Annotated in this window: 17 protein-coding genes; 9 read left to right on the forward strand and 8 right to left on the reverse strand. The window is 43.8% G+C overall.

From position 1 onward, the window contains the following. Positions 1-16: 16 nt before the first annotated feature. The 3 genes from NIAKO_RS34240 to NIAKO_RS34250 all read left to right on the forward strand — a co-directional run bounded on the left by NIAKO_RS34240 (position 17) and on the right by NIAKO_RS34250 (position 4,261). Positions 17-1,231, forward strand: a complete 1,215-nt coding sequence (locus NIAKO_RS34240) for an alanine dehydrogenase (RefSeq protein WP_014223087.1) — start codon at positions 17-19, stop codon at positions 1,229-1,231. A 293-nt stretch (positions 1,232-1,524) separates the two neighbouring features. Further along, positions 1,525-2,766: a hypothetical protein gene (locus NIAKO_RS34245; protein WP_041347634.1), complete on the forward strand. Its 1,242-nt coding sequence runs from the start codon at positions 1,525-1,527 to the stop codon at positions 2,764-2,766. A 229-nt stretch (positions 2,767-2,995) separates the two neighbouring features. Beyond that, on the forward strand, positions 2,996-4,261 hold the full coding sequence (locus tag NIAKO_RS34250; RefSeq protein WP_014223089.1) for a hypothetical protein: 1,266 nt from the start codon (positions 2,996-2,998) through the stop codon (positions 4,259-4,261). Between the two features lie 95 nt (positions 4,262-4,356). On the opposite strand, the gene NIAKO_RS34255 is transcribed toward NIAKO_RS34250, so the two are convergent. From NIAKO_RS34255 to NIAKO_RS34275, 5 genes are all read right to left on the reverse strand, one after another. Continuing rightward, a complete protein-coding gene (locus NIAKO_RS34255; protein WP_014223090.1) occupies positions 4,357-5,034 on the reverse strand; it encodes an ABC transporter ATP-binding protein in 678 nt (225 codons plus the stop codon). Continuing rightward, positions 5,015-5,974, reverse strand: a complete 960-nt coding sequence (gene lpxA, locus NIAKO_RS34260; protein ID WP_014223091.1) for an acyl-ACP--UDP-N-acetylglucosamine O-acyltransferase — start codon at positions 5,972-5,974, stop codon at positions 5,015-5,017. The genes NIAKO_RS34255 and lpxA overlap by 20 nt, the downstream gene beginning before the upstream one ends. Before the next feature lie 75 nt (positions 5,975-6,049). Continuing rightward, positions 6,050-7,453, reverse strand: a complete 1,404-nt coding sequence (locus NIAKO_RS34265) for a bifunctional UDP-3-O-[3-hydroxymyristoyl] N-acetylglucosamine deacetylase/3-hydroxyacyl-ACP dehydratase (protein ID WP_014223092.1) — start codon at positions 7,451-7,453, stop codon at positions 6,050-6,052. Between the two features lie 305 nt (positions 7,454-7,758). Then, a complete protein-coding gene (gene lpxD / locus NIAKO_RS34270; RefSeq protein ID WP_014223093.1) occupies positions 7,759-8,808 on the reverse strand; it encodes a UDP-3-O-(3-hydroxymyristoyl)glucosamine N-acyltransferase in 1,050 nt (349 codons plus the stop codon). A 152-nt stretch (positions 8,809-8,960) separates the two neighbouring features. After that, on the reverse strand, positions 8,961-10,181 hold the full coding sequence (locus NIAKO_RS34275) for an HD domain-containing protein (RefSeq protein ID WP_014223094.1): 1,221 nt from the start codon (positions 10,179-10,181) through the stop codon (positions 8,961-8,963). A 341-nt stretch (positions 10,182-10,522) separates the two neighbouring features. Here NIAKO_RS34275 and porX point away from each other — a divergent pair, with 341 nt between their 5' ends. The 3 genes from porX (at position 10,523) to NIAKO_RS34290 (ending at position 13,595) form a co-directional block, all read left to right on the forward strand. After that, positions 10,523-12,079 (forward strand): T9SS response regulator signal transducer PorX, encoded by a 1,557-nt coding sequence (gene porX, locus NIAKO_RS34280; protein ID WP_014223095.1) that lies wholly within the window; start codon positions 10,523-10,525, stop codon positions 12,077-12,079. 231 nt (positions 12,080-12,310) lie between these two features. Next, complete coding sequence (locus NIAKO_RS34285; RefSeq protein ID WP_014223096.1) at positions 12,311-12,619, forward strand: hypothetical protein; 309 nt, start codon at positions 12,311-12,313, stop codon at positions 12,617-12,619. 199 nt (positions 12,620-12,818) lie between these two features. Beyond that, on the forward strand, positions 12,819-13,595 hold the full coding sequence (locus NIAKO_RS34290) for an MBL fold metallo-hydrolase (RefSeq protein WP_014223097.1): 777 nt from the start codon (positions 12,819-12,821) through the stop codon (positions 13,593-13,595). A gap of 166 nt (positions 13,596-13,761) precedes the next feature. Here NIAKO_RS34290 and NIAKO_RS34295 read toward each other — a convergent pair whose 3' ends face one another. Continuing rightward, on the reverse strand, positions 13,762-14,394 hold the full coding sequence (locus NIAKO_RS34295) for a response regulator (protein WP_014223098.1): 633 nt from the start codon (positions 14,392-14,394) through the stop codon (positions 13,762-13,764). Positions 14,395-14,414: 20 nt separating this feature from the next. Beyond that, complete coding sequence (locus tag NIAKO_RS34300; protein WP_014223099.1) at positions 14,415-15,047, reverse strand: FIST N-terminal domain-containing protein; 633 nt, start codon at positions 15,045-15,047, stop codon at positions 14,415-14,417. A gap of 165 nt (positions 15,048-15,212) precedes the next feature. Here NIAKO_RS34300 and NIAKO_RS34305 point away from each other — a divergent pair, with 165 nt between their 5' ends. The 3 genes from NIAKO_RS34305 (at position 15,213) to NIAKO_RS34315 (ending at position 18,016) form a co-directional block, all read left to right on the forward strand. Next, positions 15,213-16,121, forward strand: a complete 909-nt coding sequence (locus NIAKO_RS34305) for a ComEA family DNA-binding protein (RefSeq protein WP_014223100.1) — start codon at positions 15,213-15,215, stop codon at positions 16,119-16,121. Between the two features lie 118 nt (positions 16,122-16,239). Continuing rightward, positions 16,240-17,382, forward strand: coding sequence for an acyl-CoA dehydrogenase (locus NIAKO_RS34310; RefSeq protein ID WP_014223101.1), 1,143 nt, complete (start codon positions 16,240-16,242; stop codon positions 17,380-17,382). Between the two features lie 166 nt (positions 17,383-17,548). Further along, complete coding sequence (locus NIAKO_RS34315) at positions 17,549-18,016, forward strand: c-type cytochrome (RefSeq protein WP_014223102.1); 468 nt, start codon at positions 17,549-17,551, stop codon at positions 18,014-18,016. Here NIAKO_RS34315 and NIAKO_RS39030 read toward each other — a convergent pair. After that, on the reverse strand, positions 18,013-18,189 hold the full coding sequence (locus tag NIAKO_RS39030) for a hypothetical protein (protein WP_014223103.1): 177 nt from the start codon (positions 18,187-18,189) through the stop codon (positions 18,013-18,015). The genes NIAKO_RS34315 and NIAKO_RS39030 overlap by 4 nt on opposite strands. Positions 18,190-18,277 lie beyond the last annotated feature (88 nt).

Genomic DNA, 18,277 nt, shown 5'->3' on the forward strand with positions numbered 1-18,277 from the left:
AATCATTTACTGCTACATGTCCCAGCAAAAGCCGATCATCAGCACTTCTTTTAGTTACGAAACGCTTCAGGAAACTCTGGATATAAAACCCAAGGGGTCGGAGTTGCACATTGGAATACCTAAAGAAACTGCCTTCCAGGAGAACCGGATTGCACTGACCCCCGATGCAGTGGGCGTGTTGGTGAGCAACGGGCATAATGTAGTAATTGAACACAATGCCGGGGAGGCCGCCCATTTTCGCGACCGCGATTATAGCGAGGCCGGTGCTAAGATCGTATATGAAAAAGCACAGGTGTATAAAGCGCCAATTCTGGTAAAAAGCGCCCCGGTGGTAGAAGAAGACCTGCCGCACCTGCAGATGAACCAGGTGATCATTTCCCCCATCCATTTGTCGGCCATGAAGGCTGAGTTTCTGCAGAAGATGATGGAAAAGCGCATTACTGCCATCTCATTTGAAAATTTAAAGGACGATAGCGATAGTTTACCCATTGTTCGCAGCATGAGCGAAATAGCCGGCAGTGCGGTAATGCTTATTGCAGCCCAATACCTCGGTTCGGCCAACCATGGCAAGGGGGTGTTGCTGGGTGGTATTTCGGGTATTCCGCCTACCAAGGTGATTATCCTGGGGGCAGGTATTGTGGGTGAATTTGCTGCCCGTGCCGCATTGGCCCTGGGCGCCTCAGTAAAAGTATTCGACAATAGCGTATACCGGTTAAAACGGTTACAGAATAATATTGGTCAGCGTATGTGGACTTCTGTAATAGAACCCCGCATTCTGGCCAAACAATTAAAGACCTGTGAAGTGGCCGTAGGGGCCCTGGGTTCGCAAAGCGGCCGCACCCCGGTTGTGGTTAGCGAAGAAATGGTAAGCAATATGCGACCCGGTAGTGTAATCATTGATGTTAGTATAGACCGTGGTGGTTGTTTTGAAACCTCTGAGATAACCGGTCATGAACAACCGATCTTCATGAAGTACGGTGTTATTCATTATTGTGTGCCCAACATCCCATCGGGCTTTGCACGCACCGCATCACAGGCCATCAGTAATGTATTGATGCCTTTGTTGCTGGAAGCAGGCGAGGAAGGTGGTTTTGAAAACCTCGTATGGCACAAAGTCCACCTGCGCAGTGGTATTTATCTATTCAAAGGCGCGCTCACTAATTTCCACTTAAGCCAGCGCTTCGATTTAAAGTATACCGATCTTAATCTGCTGATTGCTAGCCAGCGTTAGAAAGGTTGCATAGGATATAAAATATATTTTATCCTGTTGTAACAATATTTTCATGCATATATGCGATAATGTATACCAGCATGTAAAATGCAGGCACGGCATTGAATGATGTTTTATTTCTTTTAATAATGTGCCAGACATTTGACTTTCCGGAGTTTCAGATTACTTTTGTGAATTCCCCCGATTAACAATTGCGGCCTGCTTAACAAGAAAACGTTTGCTATTCGTAATAAAAGAACGTTTTGCACGTTTTCTATGGCCCAAAAGTTGCTAATTGGACTCAAATACCTGTTATGAAGACAAGGCCCTATTTGTTGATAGTACTCAGTATCTTGGTTAGTAAAACTACCATCTTTGCGCAAGTAACTGTCCCACCTATTTCCGGTTGGGATCTGGATGAAAAAAGCGGTAGCTACACGTTGAAACCTGCAAAGGCTGCAAGCGTTGAAGGCAAAGAATTCTTCTATGAAATTATGCCCATTGCAAAAAATGACGGGCAGCCAATTGAACAATGGTTTAGTACTGCCATTGATAAGGATATAACAACATCAGGTTTTGTTATACCTGCTACCGGCAAAAAGAACATTACTACTAATCAAACAATTATTTCGCTCTCTACAGAATTAACCGATAAGAAAGGAAAAGCCTGGTATGTAACCTATGTTGCTTACGAGGTAGGAGAGGGCGATACCCGCATGGCGCGTGTAATGTGTTCACCCGATGTGAAATATTATGCAAACAACATGCGTCCTGTTGCTGAGCATTTTGGTAACCTGAACAGGCTGGATGCTACTGCTTCAGCTTCTGGTAAATTTGCCAAAAATAACAGCACACGTGCCAAACAGGAAACAAAAACGCCTGTCAACTCTGCTCAAAGTGAAGTCATCCCTGAAAAAGGGTTGAAAACACAGGAAATAAATGGTATTCTTATCCATCTTGAGTATAACACCAATGCCGATGGCAAAATGGTGCGTATTTATAAACCTTACCTGGTCTTGAATGATGGTTCAATTTACAGCGAACCTGTTATTAGCCCATATAGCCTGGATGTAGCAGCATCAAAAGCAAAGGAGCCCAAGAAATGGGGAACCTGGAAGTTGAAAAACGGTTCATTCATGGTTGAGTGGACGTCTACCAACGAAACAGAAAAATGGTTCAAGAACTGGTTCTGGGCTACACCTTCTCAAAAAGATGAGAAACTGGATGGTTCATTCATGACTGTAAATGGTACAGAAAATGGCAATGTAAAAAGCAGCGAAAAAGCTTATACTTCCAAGTTTATCTTCTTCAATAAAGATGGCCAGTTTACCTTAACCGGTGGCGATGGCGCCACAGTACCTGCATCTGAATACAAAAAATATAACGAAGCCGGAACTTATACCCTCAATGATTATTCGATGGAACTGCATTTTAATAACGGTACCGTTATTCGCCGCATGTTCTATTTTTACCTGCAGGGTAGCACCCATTTTGGTATAGGTAACGCAGTGTATGCTCCTAAACAGGCAACTGCTGAAGGCATAACCGGCAACTAAATGATATTTCCTGGAAAGGAACCTGTAAAAAGGGTCTCTCCCGATGAATCGGGAGGACCCTTTTTGCTTTAGGGGGCTATCGGTACCTGGTTATTTACAGGCGCATATGCATGGTTAAAAGGCTGATTTGGAAAAGTTTTGAACATGTTAGAAGTTTTAAGCCCTTCAAACCGGCTTTTTTTTTCTATGGCCCGAAAATTGACTTCCAAAGCGTGTAAATAGCCTACTTATGAAAAATATGCTCCTGGTTATCGTCCTGATAATGGGTTTGGGCATTTCTGCTACGCTCGCTCAAACAGTGCAGCCTATGTTAGGCTGGAAGATGGAGGAAAATAAAGGACGCTACCTTTTTAGCCCTACGGCGGTTTTCAGCGATGAAAATAAAGAGTTTACCTATGAAATAATGCCACTCGAAAAAGTAGACGGAAAAAGCTTTGATGAATGGTTTACCGGTTCTATTGACAAGAACATGCGGCTTTCAGGGTTCACTGAGTCAAAAAGCAAGAATAAAGACAAAAGGAGTATCAGTTACAGTACCCTCACTTCGTATTCAGGTAAGATCAGCGACAAGAATGGTAAAGTTTGGTTTGTGGCTTATATGGCCTATCGCACCAGCAACCAGCAGTACCGCCTGGCGAAGTTGTTTAGCTCACCCGATATTACTTACTACACCAATTGTATGAAGTCGGCGGCCATGCATTTTGGCAAACTGGCCAAACAGGAAGGGGCATTTGATGCCAGCGGGCAAACAGAGGTTGCAAAAACCAATGCATTGCCACAGCCACTGGTGCCCACCGTTATTGATAAAACACCAACGCCCCGCAATGTAATAGCCAATACCGATAACACCAGCCGTCCTGTAAGAGGCTTAAAGGCAACCGAAATAAAAGGAATAGTATTGAACCTTGAATATAGTTATGGGGTAGGGGGCGCTGTTACGAGTGAATACACGCCTTATCTGTTGTTGAATGATGGCAGTCTTTATAACAATCCGGTGGTAAGTCCGTATGAGTTTGATGTGGCTTTGTCGAAACAACATGAGCCCAAAAGATGGGGTACCTGGCGGATCAGCGGCGGCACCATTGTGGTTAACTGGCCCGGAAGAAGTAAAACCGAAAGATGGGACAAGAACTGGTTCTGGGCAAGACCTGCGGCCGGCAATGAAAAAATTGAAGGCGCCTTCAGCAGCATGACAGGCGGAGGTAATTCATCTGCGGGTGGAAATGTAGTAACGGTTTCTTCCAAAGACATCCTGTTTAATAACGTAGGCCGGTTTGCATTAACCGGTGTAGCGGTAGGCTCTAATTATACCGATTATAGTATTCCTGCTTCTGCTTATTCTAAAAAAGATGAAGCGGGCGCCTATACCTTGAATGGTTATTCAATTGAATTCAGATTTAATAACGGTTCTACCATGCGCCGGGCGTTTTATTTCTACCCGAAAGACAAAGCACATCTGGGAATTGGTAGTCATGCTTACGTACAGAAAAGATAGAAGGCAGAGAAATGAGAAAGAAAGAATTGCTGAATGTCGAATATTGAATAATGAATGTTGAAGTTTGGAAACAAAACTGAAAATTCGGAATCCTTTTACGTTTGCCGTTTCACGTTTGCCGTTTTGAAATCGGTGATATTGATTTTCTCTCTACAAAAAGAATACTCTTGCGGATCGTTGGAACTGACAATGATTAACCGGTTATTACCGTAGTCACGGATCAACTGATGATATAATTCAATCCCCACAGCATCGAGGTTGGTACAGGGCTCATCGAGCAACACGCAAGGCACATCACTAAAAATAGCCTGCGCCAGTTTTACCCGTTGTTTCATTCCACTTGAATAGAACCGGATCTGTTTGTTGGCTGCTGCTTTTAAACCTAAAATGGAGATAATATCAGGAATGGTAGTAAGGGGTATCAGTGGCTTAAACTGCGCATGAAACTCCAGCATTTCCAGCAGGGTCATTTCTTCAATCAATTCAAGATAAGGCGCAGCTATAGAAATATAGCGAAATGCATTATCAACCTCAATCTCTTTTTCTATGGCGTTTGTATTGCCAATTGCCAATTGGCTATTGGCTATTGTATAATTGGCTTTCCCCTCACTCATCATAATGGCGCCGCCTATGGCCTGTAATAAAGTAGATTTACCGGACCCATTGGGACCGGTAATAGCATAGGCAGTGCCTGAAATAAATTCCTGATTTATGTTTCGGAAGATCCAGTCGCGGTTAAAACGTTTGCCTGCATTAATCAGCGATATCTTCATCCACACTATTTTTTGAATAGCGTTTAATGATACCGCGGCCACTTTCGCGAATAAAGGTTACAATTTCATCGCGTTCGTCGCTTGCGGAAAACTCTTCTTCCAGGTATTCGAGCGCCTGGCTGGTATTAAACCCTTTGTTGTAAATAACGCGATAGATATCGAGGATATGATTGATCTTATCGATAGTGAAACCACGTCTTTTTAAACCAACAGAGTTTACCCCGGCATAGCTCAATGGCTGACGTCCGGCTTTAATATAAGGAGGAATATCTTTACCTACCAGTGAACCACCGCTTACAAAGGCGTGCTGACCAACCTTGGTAAATTGGTGAACCGCGCACATGCCACCTAAAATGGCCCAATCGCCCAGAATTACGTGACCAGCTACCTGTGAGTTGTTACTCAGGATAACATTGCTGCCAATGATACAATCGTGGGCAATATGGCTATACGCCATGATCATGCAATTTTTGCCCACCTTTGTTTTCCACCTGTCTTTGGTACCCCGGTGAATGGTCACAAACTCACGAATGGTGGTATTATCACCAATTTCAGTGAGCGTTTCTTCGCCTTCAAATTTGAGGTCCTGTGGCATGGCAGAAATTACAGCTCCGGGAAAAATACGGCAGTTTTTGCCGATGCGAGCCCCTTCCATGATGGTTACGTTACTTCCAATCCAGGTTCCTTCGCCAATTTCCACGTTCTGGTGAATAACCGTAAAAGGATCAATCTTCACATTGGTGGCCAGCTTGGCGTTAGGGTGTATATATGTGTGCGGATGAATCATTTTATTTACATTCTTAAGGGTTGTACCAGGATATTCACTCATAGGCGTAACAGACATCCCATCCCCGGTGGGATTTTGTTGGTGATTGTCACCTAAATTCTGTTTATGGATGGATTGACGTTTGATATTAATTAATCTGCTAAAATAGGACAAAACTCATTCAATTTTCCCCTATCGTTCTATAAATTTTATTGCCCTAATTCCATTTTAGGTATAAAAACCAATAATTTATCGTTTTACTACCTGGGCCATCAAATCAGCTTCTGTGGCAATTTTATTACCTACGTACACCGTTCCCCGCATTTCGCAAATTCCACGCCGTATTGGGGAGATTAACTCCATTTTCAGGATCATAGTATCTCCGGGTACCACTTTTTGCTTGAATTTACAATTATCGATCTTCAAAAAGTAGGTATCATATTCGCCGGGTGGCAGGGAGTTAATACAAAGAATGCCTCCTGTTTGAGCAAGCGCCTCTACTTGCAGTACTCCGGGCATTACGGGATTACCAGGAAAGTGGCCCGTAAAAAACTGCTCGTTATAAGTTACATTTTTGATTCCAACTATATGCTTGTCAGTAAGTTCAATAATTTTATCCACCATCAGGAAAGGATAGCGGTGCGGCAACGTTTTTTCGATCTGCTGCAGGCTGTATACTGGGGGCAAATTGGGGTCGTACACCGGTACATCCTTTACATGTTTATTTTTTTTTATATACTGCTTGATCTTACGGGCAAAATCCACGTTTGTGCTGTGACCCGGACGGTTAGCAATGATATGCGCCTTGATGGGATAACCGATCAGGGCCAGGTCACCTACCACATCCAGTGTCTTGTGACGGGCAGGTTCATTGGGGAAACGCAGCTCCAGGTTATTGAGGTACCCTTCATTCTTAACCTCAATGTTTTTCTTGTTGAAAACTTTCGACAGCCGCTCCATTACCTCAGGTGTTACCGGCTTGTCAACAATCACAATGGCGTTGTTTACATCACCGCCCTTGATAAGATTGTGTTGCAGCAACATTTCCAGTTCATGCAGGAAGCAGAAAGTACGGCAGGGCGCAATTTCTTCCTTAAAATCCCGCATGCTTTTTAAACCAGCGTGCTGGGTGCCCAGTACCGGGCTATTAAAGTCAATGAGGGTGGTTATTTTATAATCGGTAGCAGGCAGGGCTGTCATTTCAACCCTTTTCAATTCGTCGTAATGGGTAATGTTGGTATCGATGCTGTACCATACTTTGGCCGCATCCTGCTCCAGCACGCCTGCTTCTTCAATAATTTCAACAAAAGGGGCAGAACTACCATCGGCGATGGGAATTTCGGGACCATTCAGCTCAATCAGGCAATTATCAACGCCCATGCCCACCAAGGCAGCCAGAATATGCTCTACCGTGCAAACCTTTGTATCGCCTTCCTGCAGGGTTGTACCCCGGGAAGTATCGGTAACCAGGTCACAATCAGCCTTAATTACAGGTTGCCCGGGCAAATCAATGCGTTGAAACTGAAAACCAAAGCCTGGGTGGGCTGGTTTCAGGGTCATATCCACATTTACTCCTGTATGTAAACCGGTACCGGAAATACTCACAGCTGATTGCAGGGTATGTTGCTTATCTGGATTAAAGTTATTGTTCATCCTTCGGTTTTGTAAAAGAATGCGCAAAGATAGGGAATCCACTCAGACGAAAAGGTACTGAAGATGACCTGGCTCATTTTTCTCCATTCATATAAGTGTTTTTCCAATGCCTGCAACGAGCCCTTTAACATCGATGCAGGCCGTTTGGTTCACCTGAGACTCAAACACGTATTCAAAGTTTAAACTTGAACGATTTGAGGAACGAAAAAGGGTTGAAGGCTTTAATACCTTCAACCCTTTACTATTTTTACAGGTTTCGTATTTCCGGTTCAAGCCTGTATTCCTCGATTAAACTAATCAACTTGTTAACCTACCTTCTCGGTCAACAACTGCTTCACCAACTGCTCCAACTCAGCAATTCTCTTCTCCAGGTCGGGCAGTTTGCGGCTCACCGCCTGGCTGCGTAAAGCACTGGTATATTCAAAAGCGGGGCTACCGGTTACGGCAGCGTTAGGCGTTTTTATTGATTTGCTCACACCGCTTTGCGCATTGATCTTGCTGCCATCGGCAATTTGAATATGGCCAACAATGCCGGCCTGTCCGCCGATCATAACGTTGTTACCAATTTTGGTACTGCCGCTTACGCCAGCCTGTGCAGCAATAACGGTGTTGTTACCAACTTCTACGTTATGCGCAACCTGGATCAGGTTATCCAGTTTGGCGCCTGATTTTATTATGGTTGAACCAATGGTAGCACGGTCGATGGCGGCATTAGCGCCGATCTCAACAAAATCTTCCACTACTACATTTCCAATTTGCGGCACTTTTTTAAAGCTGCCATCTGCCTGTGGTGCAAAACCAAAACCATCGCTGCCCACTACTGTACCGGCATGAATGGTTACATTCTTGCCAATAACACAATCGTGATAAATTTTTACTCCGGGATGTACGATGGTATTGTCGTTGATCTTTACATTATCGCCCAGGAATACGTTCGGGAATATTTTCACATTGTTTCCCAGCACTACATTCTCACCGAGGTAAGAAAAGGCGCCGATATAAACCTGTTGACCATATTTAGCCGACTTACTGATGTAAGCAGGTTCCTGGATACCCGATAATTTTTGGGTTGCCATTTCCTGGTATTTGGAAAGCAGGGTAGCGAAAGCGGAATAAGCATCGGCTACCCTGATCAGGGTAGCGTTCACGGGTTCCTTCAACTCCTGTGCGGCATTGACGATAACCAGGGACGCACTGGTACGATACAGGTATTCTTCGTATTTAGGATTGGCCAGAAAAGAAAGCTGGCCAGCCTGCGCTTCTTCAATCTTTCCAAAGGAATGCACTAAAGTTTCAGGATTTCCTTCCACTTTGCCATTGATGATCATAGCTATTTGGGCTGCGGTAAATTGCATAGAATAGTCGTTATGTCAGTAAGTCGAATATTTCAAACTTTTATATAAATCAAAATTAGTAAAACGCAAAAAGCTACTGCATATTGAAAAAAGTGTAATATGTTTTGATCTTTAGCGATAAAAGGTCTTAACAGATCGACTTAATTAACTGTTTAACAATTGTAGTAACAAATGTAATATTTTTTCACAGGGCTTGCTAATGCCTGATGGATCAATGCATTATCAACTTTTGATATATCAGTCACCGTGCCGTTTTTGAACAGGATATTTATCATTTCCTCGGTGGGGTCGTAGGTGGTATTTACTGCTTCCCCGGTGAAGATAAAGTAATCGCAATCGGTTTCCTTTATCTTCAAATGATGGCAAATGTTATTCCGTTGTGTTTTAATCCAATCCTGATCAAAAGGTTCTGCCTGCAATTTAACTTTTAATAAACGGCGATCTATTAAACACCGGCACAAAATGCTCAAAACGGTATCAGAATGAAAGATCCAGTTTTTAATTGTCGTTAGCACGTCATAATCGTCGAGCATGCAGAATTTATCGAGATGTTGCTCAATAAATTCCGTGCTGGTGGTGCTTTTTAAAAAGAAGTCAAAGGTAGCAGATGCAGCGGGAACTGTTTGTCCCTGTTGAATCAATTCCTTGGCTCGCTGAATGATCTTAATCAGCGTTTTTTCCGCACCCAGTACGGTTTTATGCAAATATACCTGCCAGTACATAAGGCGGCGGGCCACCAGGAATTTCTCTATGCTGTAAATGCCTTTTTCCTCAACCATCAGATCGCCATCTTTCACCGTAAGCATTTTTAAAATGCGGTCGTAGCCGATCACCCCTTCCGAAACACCTGTATAAAAACTATCGCGGGTGAGGTAATCCATACGGTCAACATCAAGCTGGCCACTGATGAGCTGGTGTAAAAAGGGCTTGGTATAATTATTGGTAAAAATGTCGATGGCTTTATGCAATTGCCCCTTCATTTGTTCATTGAGCACACGCATGATAAGGATGCTGATCGTTTCATGATGCGTTTTACTGATCAGCACATTTTCAAGGGCATGTGAAAACGGCCCGTGACCAATATCGTGTAACAGGATCGCAATTTTTGCAGCTGTTTCTTCTTCAGGAGTAATTTCCACTCCTTTACTCTTCAGCTCGGTTAACGCACTGCACATAAGGTGATAAGCGCCCAGGGAGTGATGCAGGCGGGTATGCACTGCGCCCGGGTAAACCAGGTGCGCAAATGCCATTTGATGTATACGCCGCAAACGCTGGTACCAGGGATGCGCGATTACCTGAAAAACAAGCGGATCATCGATAGTAATAAACCCATATACCGGGTCATTTATGATCTTTCTGATGCGGTTTGTCATTCGCTGCTTGCTTTTTTGTTAAAATTGCTGCCAAAAGCAGCGGGCAAAAGTACAAAGCCCGGTCGGATAAATTAAATTTGGTTAGATTGGTGGGGAGGAAAGTTGACAGGTTGACAAGTTGACGAGTTGATGAGGAAGAGCGGAGTTGATACAGTTGACAGGGTTGATAGCATTGATAAAGGAAAAGACAGAAGGCAGAGATCAATACCACGAGACTTAAAATTCGCAAGCCTTTTCACGTTTTCAGTTTGCCGGTTCACGATTGCCGATTCATCCCCGCTAAGCCGGGACCGGATTCAAGAATGCCCCCTTAAAAAAGTAATTATTTTAAATAACTATACATGCCATTAGGAAAAATACTTTGGGTTGATGATGAAATTGAAAGTTTACAATCACAAATACTGTTTTTACAAAATAAAGGGTACGAGGTAACGGCGCTTACAAACGGTTTTGATGCGGTAGATTTTGTAAAAGATAACCCACTCGATGTTGTACTGTTGGATGAAACCATGCCGGGCATTACCGGTTTGGAAACCCTTTCGAAGATAAAAGAGATCAATTCGCAGATCCCGGTGGTGATGATTACCAAAAATGAAACGGAAAACCTGATGGATGACGCCATTGGCAGTCAGATCACCGATTACCTGATAAAACCGGTGAATCCCAACCAGGTACTGTTGAGTTTGAAAAAGATCCTCGATAACAAACGGTTGGTAGGGGAAAAAACTACTATGGCCTATCAACAGCAATTCCGCAATTTATTCATGGCGCTGAATAGCAATCCTGACTACAACGAGTGGATGGACATATACAAAAAACTGGTGTACTGGGAGCTGGAAATGGATAAAAGCGACAGTCCCGAAATGCAGGAAGTGTTTCAAACTCAAAAAAGCGAAGCCAACACCGAATTCTTCAAATTTGTGTCAAAGAATTATGCCCGTTGGGTAAATCCCAAAAGTGATGAAGGTCCGGTGATGTCGCACAACCTGATAAAATTTAAAGTGCTGCCGCATATTGAAAAGGGCACGCCTACTTTCTTTGTACTGCTCGATAACCTGCGGTTCGATCAATGGCGGGCCATTGCTCCCATCTTTGCAGAGAGCTTTCGCATTCTCGAAGAAGACAGCTTTTACAGCATTCTGCCTACAGCCACGCAATATGCGCGCAATGCTATTTTCAGCGGATTGCTTCCGATTGAAATTGAAAAGAATTTCCCCCAGCAATGGAAGAACGACGATGAAGAAGGCGGCAAGAATTTGTTTGAAGAAGAGTTCTTCCGGTCATTTTTAAAACGCCATCGGCGCGACGATATTAAATTCTCTTATACCAAGATCCTCAACAACCAGGCGGGCCAGGACCTTGTGAACAATATGCATAACCTTATGGGCAACGACCTGAATGTTATTGTTTACAACTTTGTTGATATGCTCAGCCATGCCCGTACCGAAATGGAGGTACTGAAAGAACTGGCGGGCGATGAAACCAGCTACAGAAGCGTTACCCGGAGCTGGTTCGAGCATTCGCCCCTGCACCAGGCATTGAAGAAAGTGGCTGATAAAAAACTCAATCTCATCCTGGCCACCGATCATGGCAGCGTGCGGGTAAAAACACCGGCCAAAGTAATTGGTGATAAACAAACCACTACCAACCTGCGGTATAAACACGGTCGCAACCTTAATTATGAGCCCAAGGATGTACTGGCCTTCCGCGATCCCAAAGAGGCAGGATTGCCTGTGCCAACCGTAAACTCCTCGTACATTTTTGCCCGGGAAGACATGTACCTGTGTTACCCCAACAATTACAATTATTATGTGAACTACTATCGCAACACTTTTCAGCATGGCGGCGTTAGTTTAGAAGAGATGATTGTGCCGGTAATTAAGATGACGAATAAATAAGTGAGCAGGAGCGGCCCTCCTACGCTAAAGCTTCGGCGGGCAAGGCGGGGAGTATTGGAAATTGATAAAACCGGGGCTTTTTACCCAAAAAAGGCGTTTTTAACGCCGTTTTGGCCACGAAACGATCGTTTTCAACGTTTTGTGTGGAAAAGTTCGGGTTATCTATTTCCAGCACTAAAATTGTGAATATTAATTTTGTCAATCATTCATTAAGTCACTTACATCCAGACTATGAAATTTACGCAAGCAACATTAGATAAGATAGAGGCGATTCTCGATGAGGCTGAATATGTGCTACGTTACGAACGGGGTAATTTTCAGAGCGGATATTGCATTTTAGAACAAAAGAAAGTAGTTGTTTTAAATAAATTCCTGCAGCTCGAGGGCCGCATAAGTACATTGATCGATCTGGTTCCGCAATTGCAGGTTAATCCCGATGAGTTTTCACCCGAGGTGCGCAGAACATATAACGATGTACTGGAAAGACACGCTTTGATTCAGGCGGAGAATGATAAGAAAGAGGAGAAGTTAACCAGTTAACCTGTTGACGAATTGACCAGGTAGTTGAAAGCGTTGACGGAGTTGATAAAGGGAAATACAGAATACTGGTAAAAGCCTAAAGGCTAAAGCCAAATCCGGAAATGTATTTGCTTTCAGCTTCAGGCTTATAGCTTTGACCTGTATTTGCTTGTGTCTTGTAGCTTGAGGCTTGCAGCTGTTTTCTTTGTATTTTTACCGCGTGAGCTATCCTTCATTAACCATTACGTTTTTAGGGACCGGTACCAGTGCCGGTGTACCCATGATCGCCTGTGATTGTCCGGTTTGCACATCAACCGATAAAAAAGACAAAAGACTTCGCTCCAGTATAATGGTGCAGTCAGAAAAAACAACACTCGTTGTTGATTCAGGGCCCGATTTCCGCTACCAGATGTTGCGGGCCAATGTAAAGCACCTGGATGCTATTGTTTTCACCCATTCGCATAAAGACCATGTGGCCGGCCTCGACGATGTGCGGGCTTTTAACTTCTTTCAGCAGGAACCCATGCAGGTGTACGCCAGCGATGCTACACAAGAGGTGATCATCCGCGAATTTCCTTATGCTTTCTATGAATCAAAATACCCCGGCTTACCAGAAATAAAGTTGAACACGATAGGGCTGGAAACTTTTGACGTAGGGGATATCCCTGTAACGCCCATTATGGTATGGCATTTAAAGATGCCGGTGCTGGGTTTTCGCTTTGGCCGCTTTACATATATTACCGATGCCAGCCGTATTGATGACAGTGAAATGGAAAAGATCAAAGGCAGTGAGGTGCTGGTGTTGAATTCGCTGCGAAAAGAAAAACACATCTCTCATTTTTCCCTGGGCGAAAGCATTGAAGTGGCTAAAAAGCTACAGGTACCACAATGTTACCTCACCCACCTCAGCCACCAAATGGGTAAGCATGCCGAGGTGGAAGCGGAGTTACCGAATGGGATCAACTTTGCTTATGATGGGTTGGTGATTAAAGTATAGCCGGGCGAACCTAAAAGGCAAAGGGTAGAGAAATGACAAATGAAAAATGGAAAACAGAGAAATGAGAAACATTAACACGTTAACCTGTCAACTTGTTAACGTGTTAACACTTCAACTTTATCAACTCTGTCAACTACCCGGTTAACTCGTCAACACGTCAACTGGTCTACCTCCTCCCATACTTCCTGATCATCTTATACAATTCCCCCGGTTTAAATGGCTTTCCCAGGTAATCTGTCATGCCGTATTCGCGGGTCTTTTGCAAAACTTCCGTAGAAGAGGCCGTTAACGCAATAATAGGAATAACATCATTAAAGTTCCGGATATGTTGGGTAGCGTTATAACCATCCATCACCGGCATTTGCAGGTCCATCAGCACTACATCATATTCCGACTGCTGTACTTTGTCGATGGCAATGGCGCCATTCTCCGCTATATCAACCGCGCCATTCCAGTTGGTGATCATCTTTTGGGCAACCATACTATTAAACTCAACATCTTCAACCAGCAATACTTTTATGCCCGACAGATCGCGGGCATTATTTTCATCCTGTTCTCTGAACCTGCTAAGCTCAGCTTCCGCTTCTTTATACTGTTGATGTTGATCTGATAAGATCTGCTGGTATTGTTTCTCACATTCCTTAAACGCATCTTCCGTTAGCTTCTGGGCTTCGTCATAGTTTCTGTATGCCTGATCAACCAGTTTTAATAACTTTTGAACAGCGGGGTCAAACTTCTGAGCTCCCGATAAAGCATTTTGAATTTGTTTCTCCAATAAATGATGATAGGATTGCTGCATAGGGGTATAGGGTATGGAACTTAAATTTCTTTAAATGCGGTAATGGTTTGAACGGGGCCATATTCATTCCACCCAACAAACGAACCTTGATTTACCTGTAGTTGATTACCATAAAAGCCAATGGCCACGATAACGCCATCGGCGGGCGCCTGGTTTAATCCTACAAACGCTTTCGAGAAATTGCACCGGGTGCCTGTTAAACCACCGGTAATGGGAATGGACTGCGTATTCAGTTTATTAAAACCAGCCAGTAGTTCGCTGCCATTCACTACAGTGCTATCGGCCATGATGTAAGCAGTTTGCAGATCGCTTTGCTGCAATTGTTGCATAAGACTATGCCCCGCTTCTAAACTGGTAGCGTGTTTGCTGATATTTGTTTCGGCACAATGAATAGTGGTTTTATCAAATTGAAAGGCGGTAACCACAACACTATTGAGAAAAAGTTCAGGAAGAATGATCTCACCGGAAGCCGAGGTTAAAATAATATGGGCCTCGGGATAGCTTCGTTCCAGGTAATTAAAAACGGCAGTATCGGTAATTATAGAAGGTGGGCCAAAGGCCAACACCAACTGGCATTGCATTCGGTCAAATTCTTCCGCATGCATATATATTTTCCAGGCCTTATCGGAATACTGGAGTTGTTGCATTTTCATTCGGGGCATTATTTAAGGGGTACGGACAAGGCTATATGTGTAACGTATATTATTTCAAATACTTATATTTAGGCAGAAAAAAGTAAGTGTTTTTTGGAAGAATTGAGTAAGGGCAATAATTAGTAGCTGGAAATCAACAAATATTGACACCGCTCAATCTTTATTATGGAAAGCAACTGGAAAGATTATTTCTCTTTCACAAAGAAAGAACGCACCGGTATTTATGTACTCCTGGCATTGATCGGCATTTGTATCACCCTCCCACAGTTTTTCAGATCAGCCACTTTTAGTGAAGAGGTACGCGTAGAAGTTATGCAATTGCAAAAGGCGCCGCCTGAACAGGCTTTAAAACAACAGGAAAGGCGGCCGGCTTACAATGATGTCTATTATGCACCGGAGAAGGAGGCGCCGGTAAAAGCAATCTTATTTCCATTTGACCCCAATACGCTGGATGCAGCCGGCTGGAAAAAGCTGGGCATCAATGAACGTACAACACGCACTATACAGCATTATCTGTCCAAAGGCGGACAATTCAGAAGGGCTGCCGACCTGCAGAAAATGTATAGTTTAAAAAAGGAAGATTTCGACCGGTTAATGCCCTATATAAAAATTACAGCGCCCGCGCCATTATATCCGACCGGTAAACCCCCGGTTAAATATGTAAAGGCTCCGCCTGCGATCATCGACATTAACCAGGCCGATACGGCTGCGTTTATTGCCTTACCTGGTATTGGCAGCAAACTGGCCAGCCGTATTGTGAATTTCAGGGAAAAGCTGGGTGGATTTTATTCGGTACAACAGGTAGCGGAAACCTTCGGTCTGCCCGATTCTACCTTTCAATTAATACAACCCCGGCTGCAATGTGGTACCGCTGTTTTACAAAAACTCAACATCAACACGGCCGATGCAAATACCCTGAAACAGCATCCCTACATTCGCTGGAACATTGCAAATGCCATTGTGCAATACCGTCAGCAGCACGGGTTGTTCCGGAAGCCGGAAGAACTGCAACAGATTGTGCTGATAACACCTGAATTATACCAGAAAATAGCGGCCTATATAATAGTGGAGTAGGAGGGGAAATGTTAAGTTTTAAAAAACACACTAACAGATGTTAGTTTTGTGAAAAAATCGTCCTATATTGCAGCAGCCTCTAACGATTGAAATAGAGTTAATTCAGGTAAATTTAAGTATGAATTTTCAAACTTCTGAGCTTACAGATCAGGTTGCTCAATCAACCCGCGATTTTGCTCAACAGCATATTAAGCCTTACGTAATGGAGTGGGATGAATCCCAGGAATTTCCCATACATGTATTTAAAGAAATGGGTAAACTGGGCCTTATGGGCGTACTGGTACCTGAAAAATACGGTGGCGCTGGTTTAACCTATTATGAATATGTAGCCATCATCCAGGAAGTTGCCAAAGTATGTGGTTCCATTGGGTTAAGCCTGGCTGCACACAACTCGCTTTGCACCGGCCATATGTTGAGCTTTGGAAACGAAGAACAAAAGCAAAAGTATTTGCCCAAACTGGCTTCCGGAGAATGGCTGGGCGCCTGGGGGTTAACCGAACCCAATACCGGAAGCGATGCGGCCAATATGAAAACGGTGGCCATAAAAGATGGCGATCACTGGGTGTTGAATGGCACCAAATGCTGGATCACTCATGGAAAGAGCGCCGATGTAGCTGTTGTTATTGCCCGTACGGGCGAACCCCGCGCAAAAAACAATGCCACTGCTTTCGTAGTGGAGCGAAGCACACCGGGATTCAGAGGCGGTAAAAAAGAAAACAAGCTGGGCATGCGTGCCAGTGAAACTGCTGAAATGATCTTCGATAATTGCCGCATTCCCGACGCTAACCGCCTCGGTAATTTTGGCGATGGGTTTAAACAATCTCTGAAAGTGCTGGATGGCGGCCGTATCTCAATTGCCGCCCTTTCACTGGGTATTGCAAAAGGCGCTTACGAGGCTTCTATACAATATGCCAAAGAACGCCACCAGTTTGACCAGGCCATAGCCAACTTTCAGGGTATTTCGTTTAAACTGGCCGATATGGCAACCGAAATTGCCGCTGCCGAATTGCTGACGCTGCAGGCATGTGACTTAAAAATGCGCGGCGAACCCATGAGCAAGGAATCGGCCATGGCAAAATATTTCGCCAGCGAAGTAGCGGTGAAAGTTGCTACCGATGCCGTGCAGATCTTTGGCGGATATGGTTACACGAAAGATTTCCCCGTTGAAAAATATTATCGCGATAGTAAATTATGCACCATTGGCGAAGGCACTTCTGAAATACAGAAGATTGTGATAGCCCGTGAGGTGTTACGAGCTTAAATTGAGAAATACTACTCCAGGTTGCTTGTCATGACATGGTCCTCCCGGCTTTAAGCGGGAGGATTTTTTATTTAATAACGCATAAGCCGCAAACTGTTAGATAATACAGAAAAGGCTAATGATTGAATTATTATGAAGTACTACATTCCTGTAGTAGCTTTATAGTATGAATAAAGAAGTCAATTATGTGCTGCAGGGCTTCTTACTAACGGTAGTAGTTATAGGAGCCATTAAATTCTCCGATCTGTTATTGTCAATACCTCCGCCGCCCCAGGATTCCAATAAACCGGTTGAAGGGTGGTGTGGTACTACGAGTCCTTCCTTCTCAAAACCGTATGTCAGGGGAAATGGCCCCGATGGCAAGGCGCTCTTTCAAAATAACTGCGCCAGTTGTCATGCTGTATTTAAAGATCTAACCGGCCCTGCATTAAGTGGAGTGGCTGAAAGGATCCCGGATAAAAAACTCTTACATAAATGGGTGCACAACCCGGCCGGTGTTTTAAAATCGGGGAATGTTTATTTCAATACCCTTATAAAACGGTTCGGTAATGTGCAGATGACTGCCTTTGATGGATTGTCGGATGAAGAGATCGATGCAATTATCAATTATGTAGATCGAACGGAGAGATATTAAGGCATAAAATCATCCTCAGCATCCTTGGGACCATATTTGTCGAACAGCTTGTCAATAGCGCCGCCGAAGATAGGAAACTTCTCTTTTGCAAAATTCTTGATGATCTCGATGGCTTTGTAGGCCTGTTGTTCTGTTAATCCTTCGGCCATTAATTTGTTTACCAGTTCCTGCATAACAAATATTTTGAGAAAATTACGGAAATAAAAAACGTCAGTTTGAAGGCTGACGTTTTTTTATTAAGATCTTATTTGAGGCTTTCGA

Origin of the sequence: Niastella koreensis GR20-10 (assembly GCF_000246855.1) — a bacterium.
GTDB lineage: Bacteria > Bacteroidota > Bacteroidia > Chitinophagales > Chitinophagaceae > Niastella > Niastella koreensis.

Excerpts from the sequence above, each read along its gene's own strand:
- NIAKO_RS34300 (WP_014223099.1), bottom strand. The coding sequence starts at position 15,047 with ATGAAAATGCAACAACTCCAGTATTCCGATAAGGCCTGGAAAATATAT.
- lpxD (WP_014223093.1), bottom strand. The coding sequence starts at position 8,808 with ATGCAATTTACCGCAGCCCAAATAGCTATGATCATCAATGGCAAAGTG.
- NIAKO_RS34275 (WP_014223094.1), bottom strand. The coding sequence starts at position 10,181 with ATGACAAACCGCATCAGAAAGATCATAAATGACCCGGTATATGGGTTT.
- NIAKO_RS34240 (WP_014223087.1), top strand. The coding sequence starts at position 17 with ATGTCCCAGCAAAAGCCGATCATCAGCACTTCTTTTAGTTACGAAACG.
- NIAKO_RS34265 (WP_014223092.1), bottom strand. The coding sequence starts at position 7,453 with ATGAACAATAACTTTAATCCAGATAAGCAACATACCCTGCAATCAGCT.
- NIAKO_RS34245 (WP_041347634.1), top strand. The coding sequence starts at position 1,525 with ATGAAGACAAGGCCCTATTTGTTGATAGTACTCAGTATCTTGGTTAGT.
- NIAKO_RS34285 (WP_014223096.1), top strand. The coding sequence starts at position 12,311 with ATGAAATTTACGCAAGCAACATTAGATAAGATAGAGGCGATTCTCGAT.
- NIAKO_RS34310 (WP_014223101.1), top strand. The coding sequence starts at position 16,240 with ATGAATTTTCAAACTTCTGAGCTTACAGATCAGGTTGCTCAATCAACC.
- NIAKO_RS39030 (WP_014223103.1), bottom strand. The coding sequence starts at position 18,189 with ATGCAGGAACTGGTAAACAAATTAATGGCCGAAGGATTAACAGAACAA.
- NIAKO_RS34255 (WP_014223090.1), bottom strand. The coding sequence starts at position 5,034 with ATGAAGATATCGCTGATTAATGCAGGCAAACGTTTTAACCGCGACTGG.
- NIAKO_RS34250 (WP_014223089.1), top strand. The coding sequence starts at position 2,996 with ATGAAAAATATGCTCCTGGTTATCGTCCTGATAATGGGTTTGGGCATT.
- NIAKO_RS34295 (WP_014223098.1), bottom strand. The coding sequence starts at position 14,394 with ATGCAGCAATCCTATCATCATTTATTGGAGAAACAAATTCAAAATGCT.
- NIAKO_RS34305 (WP_014223100.1), top strand. The coding sequence starts at position 15,213 with ATGGAAAGCAACTGGAAAGATTATTTCTCTTTCACAAAGAAAGAACGC.
- NIAKO_RS34315 (WP_014223102.1), top strand. The coding sequence starts at position 17,549 with ATGAATAAAGAAGTCAATTATGTGCTGCAGGGCTTCTTACTAACGGTA.
- porX (WP_014223095.1), top strand. The coding sequence starts at position 10,523 with ATGCCATTAGGAAAAATACTTTGGGTTGATGATGAAATTGAAAGTTTA.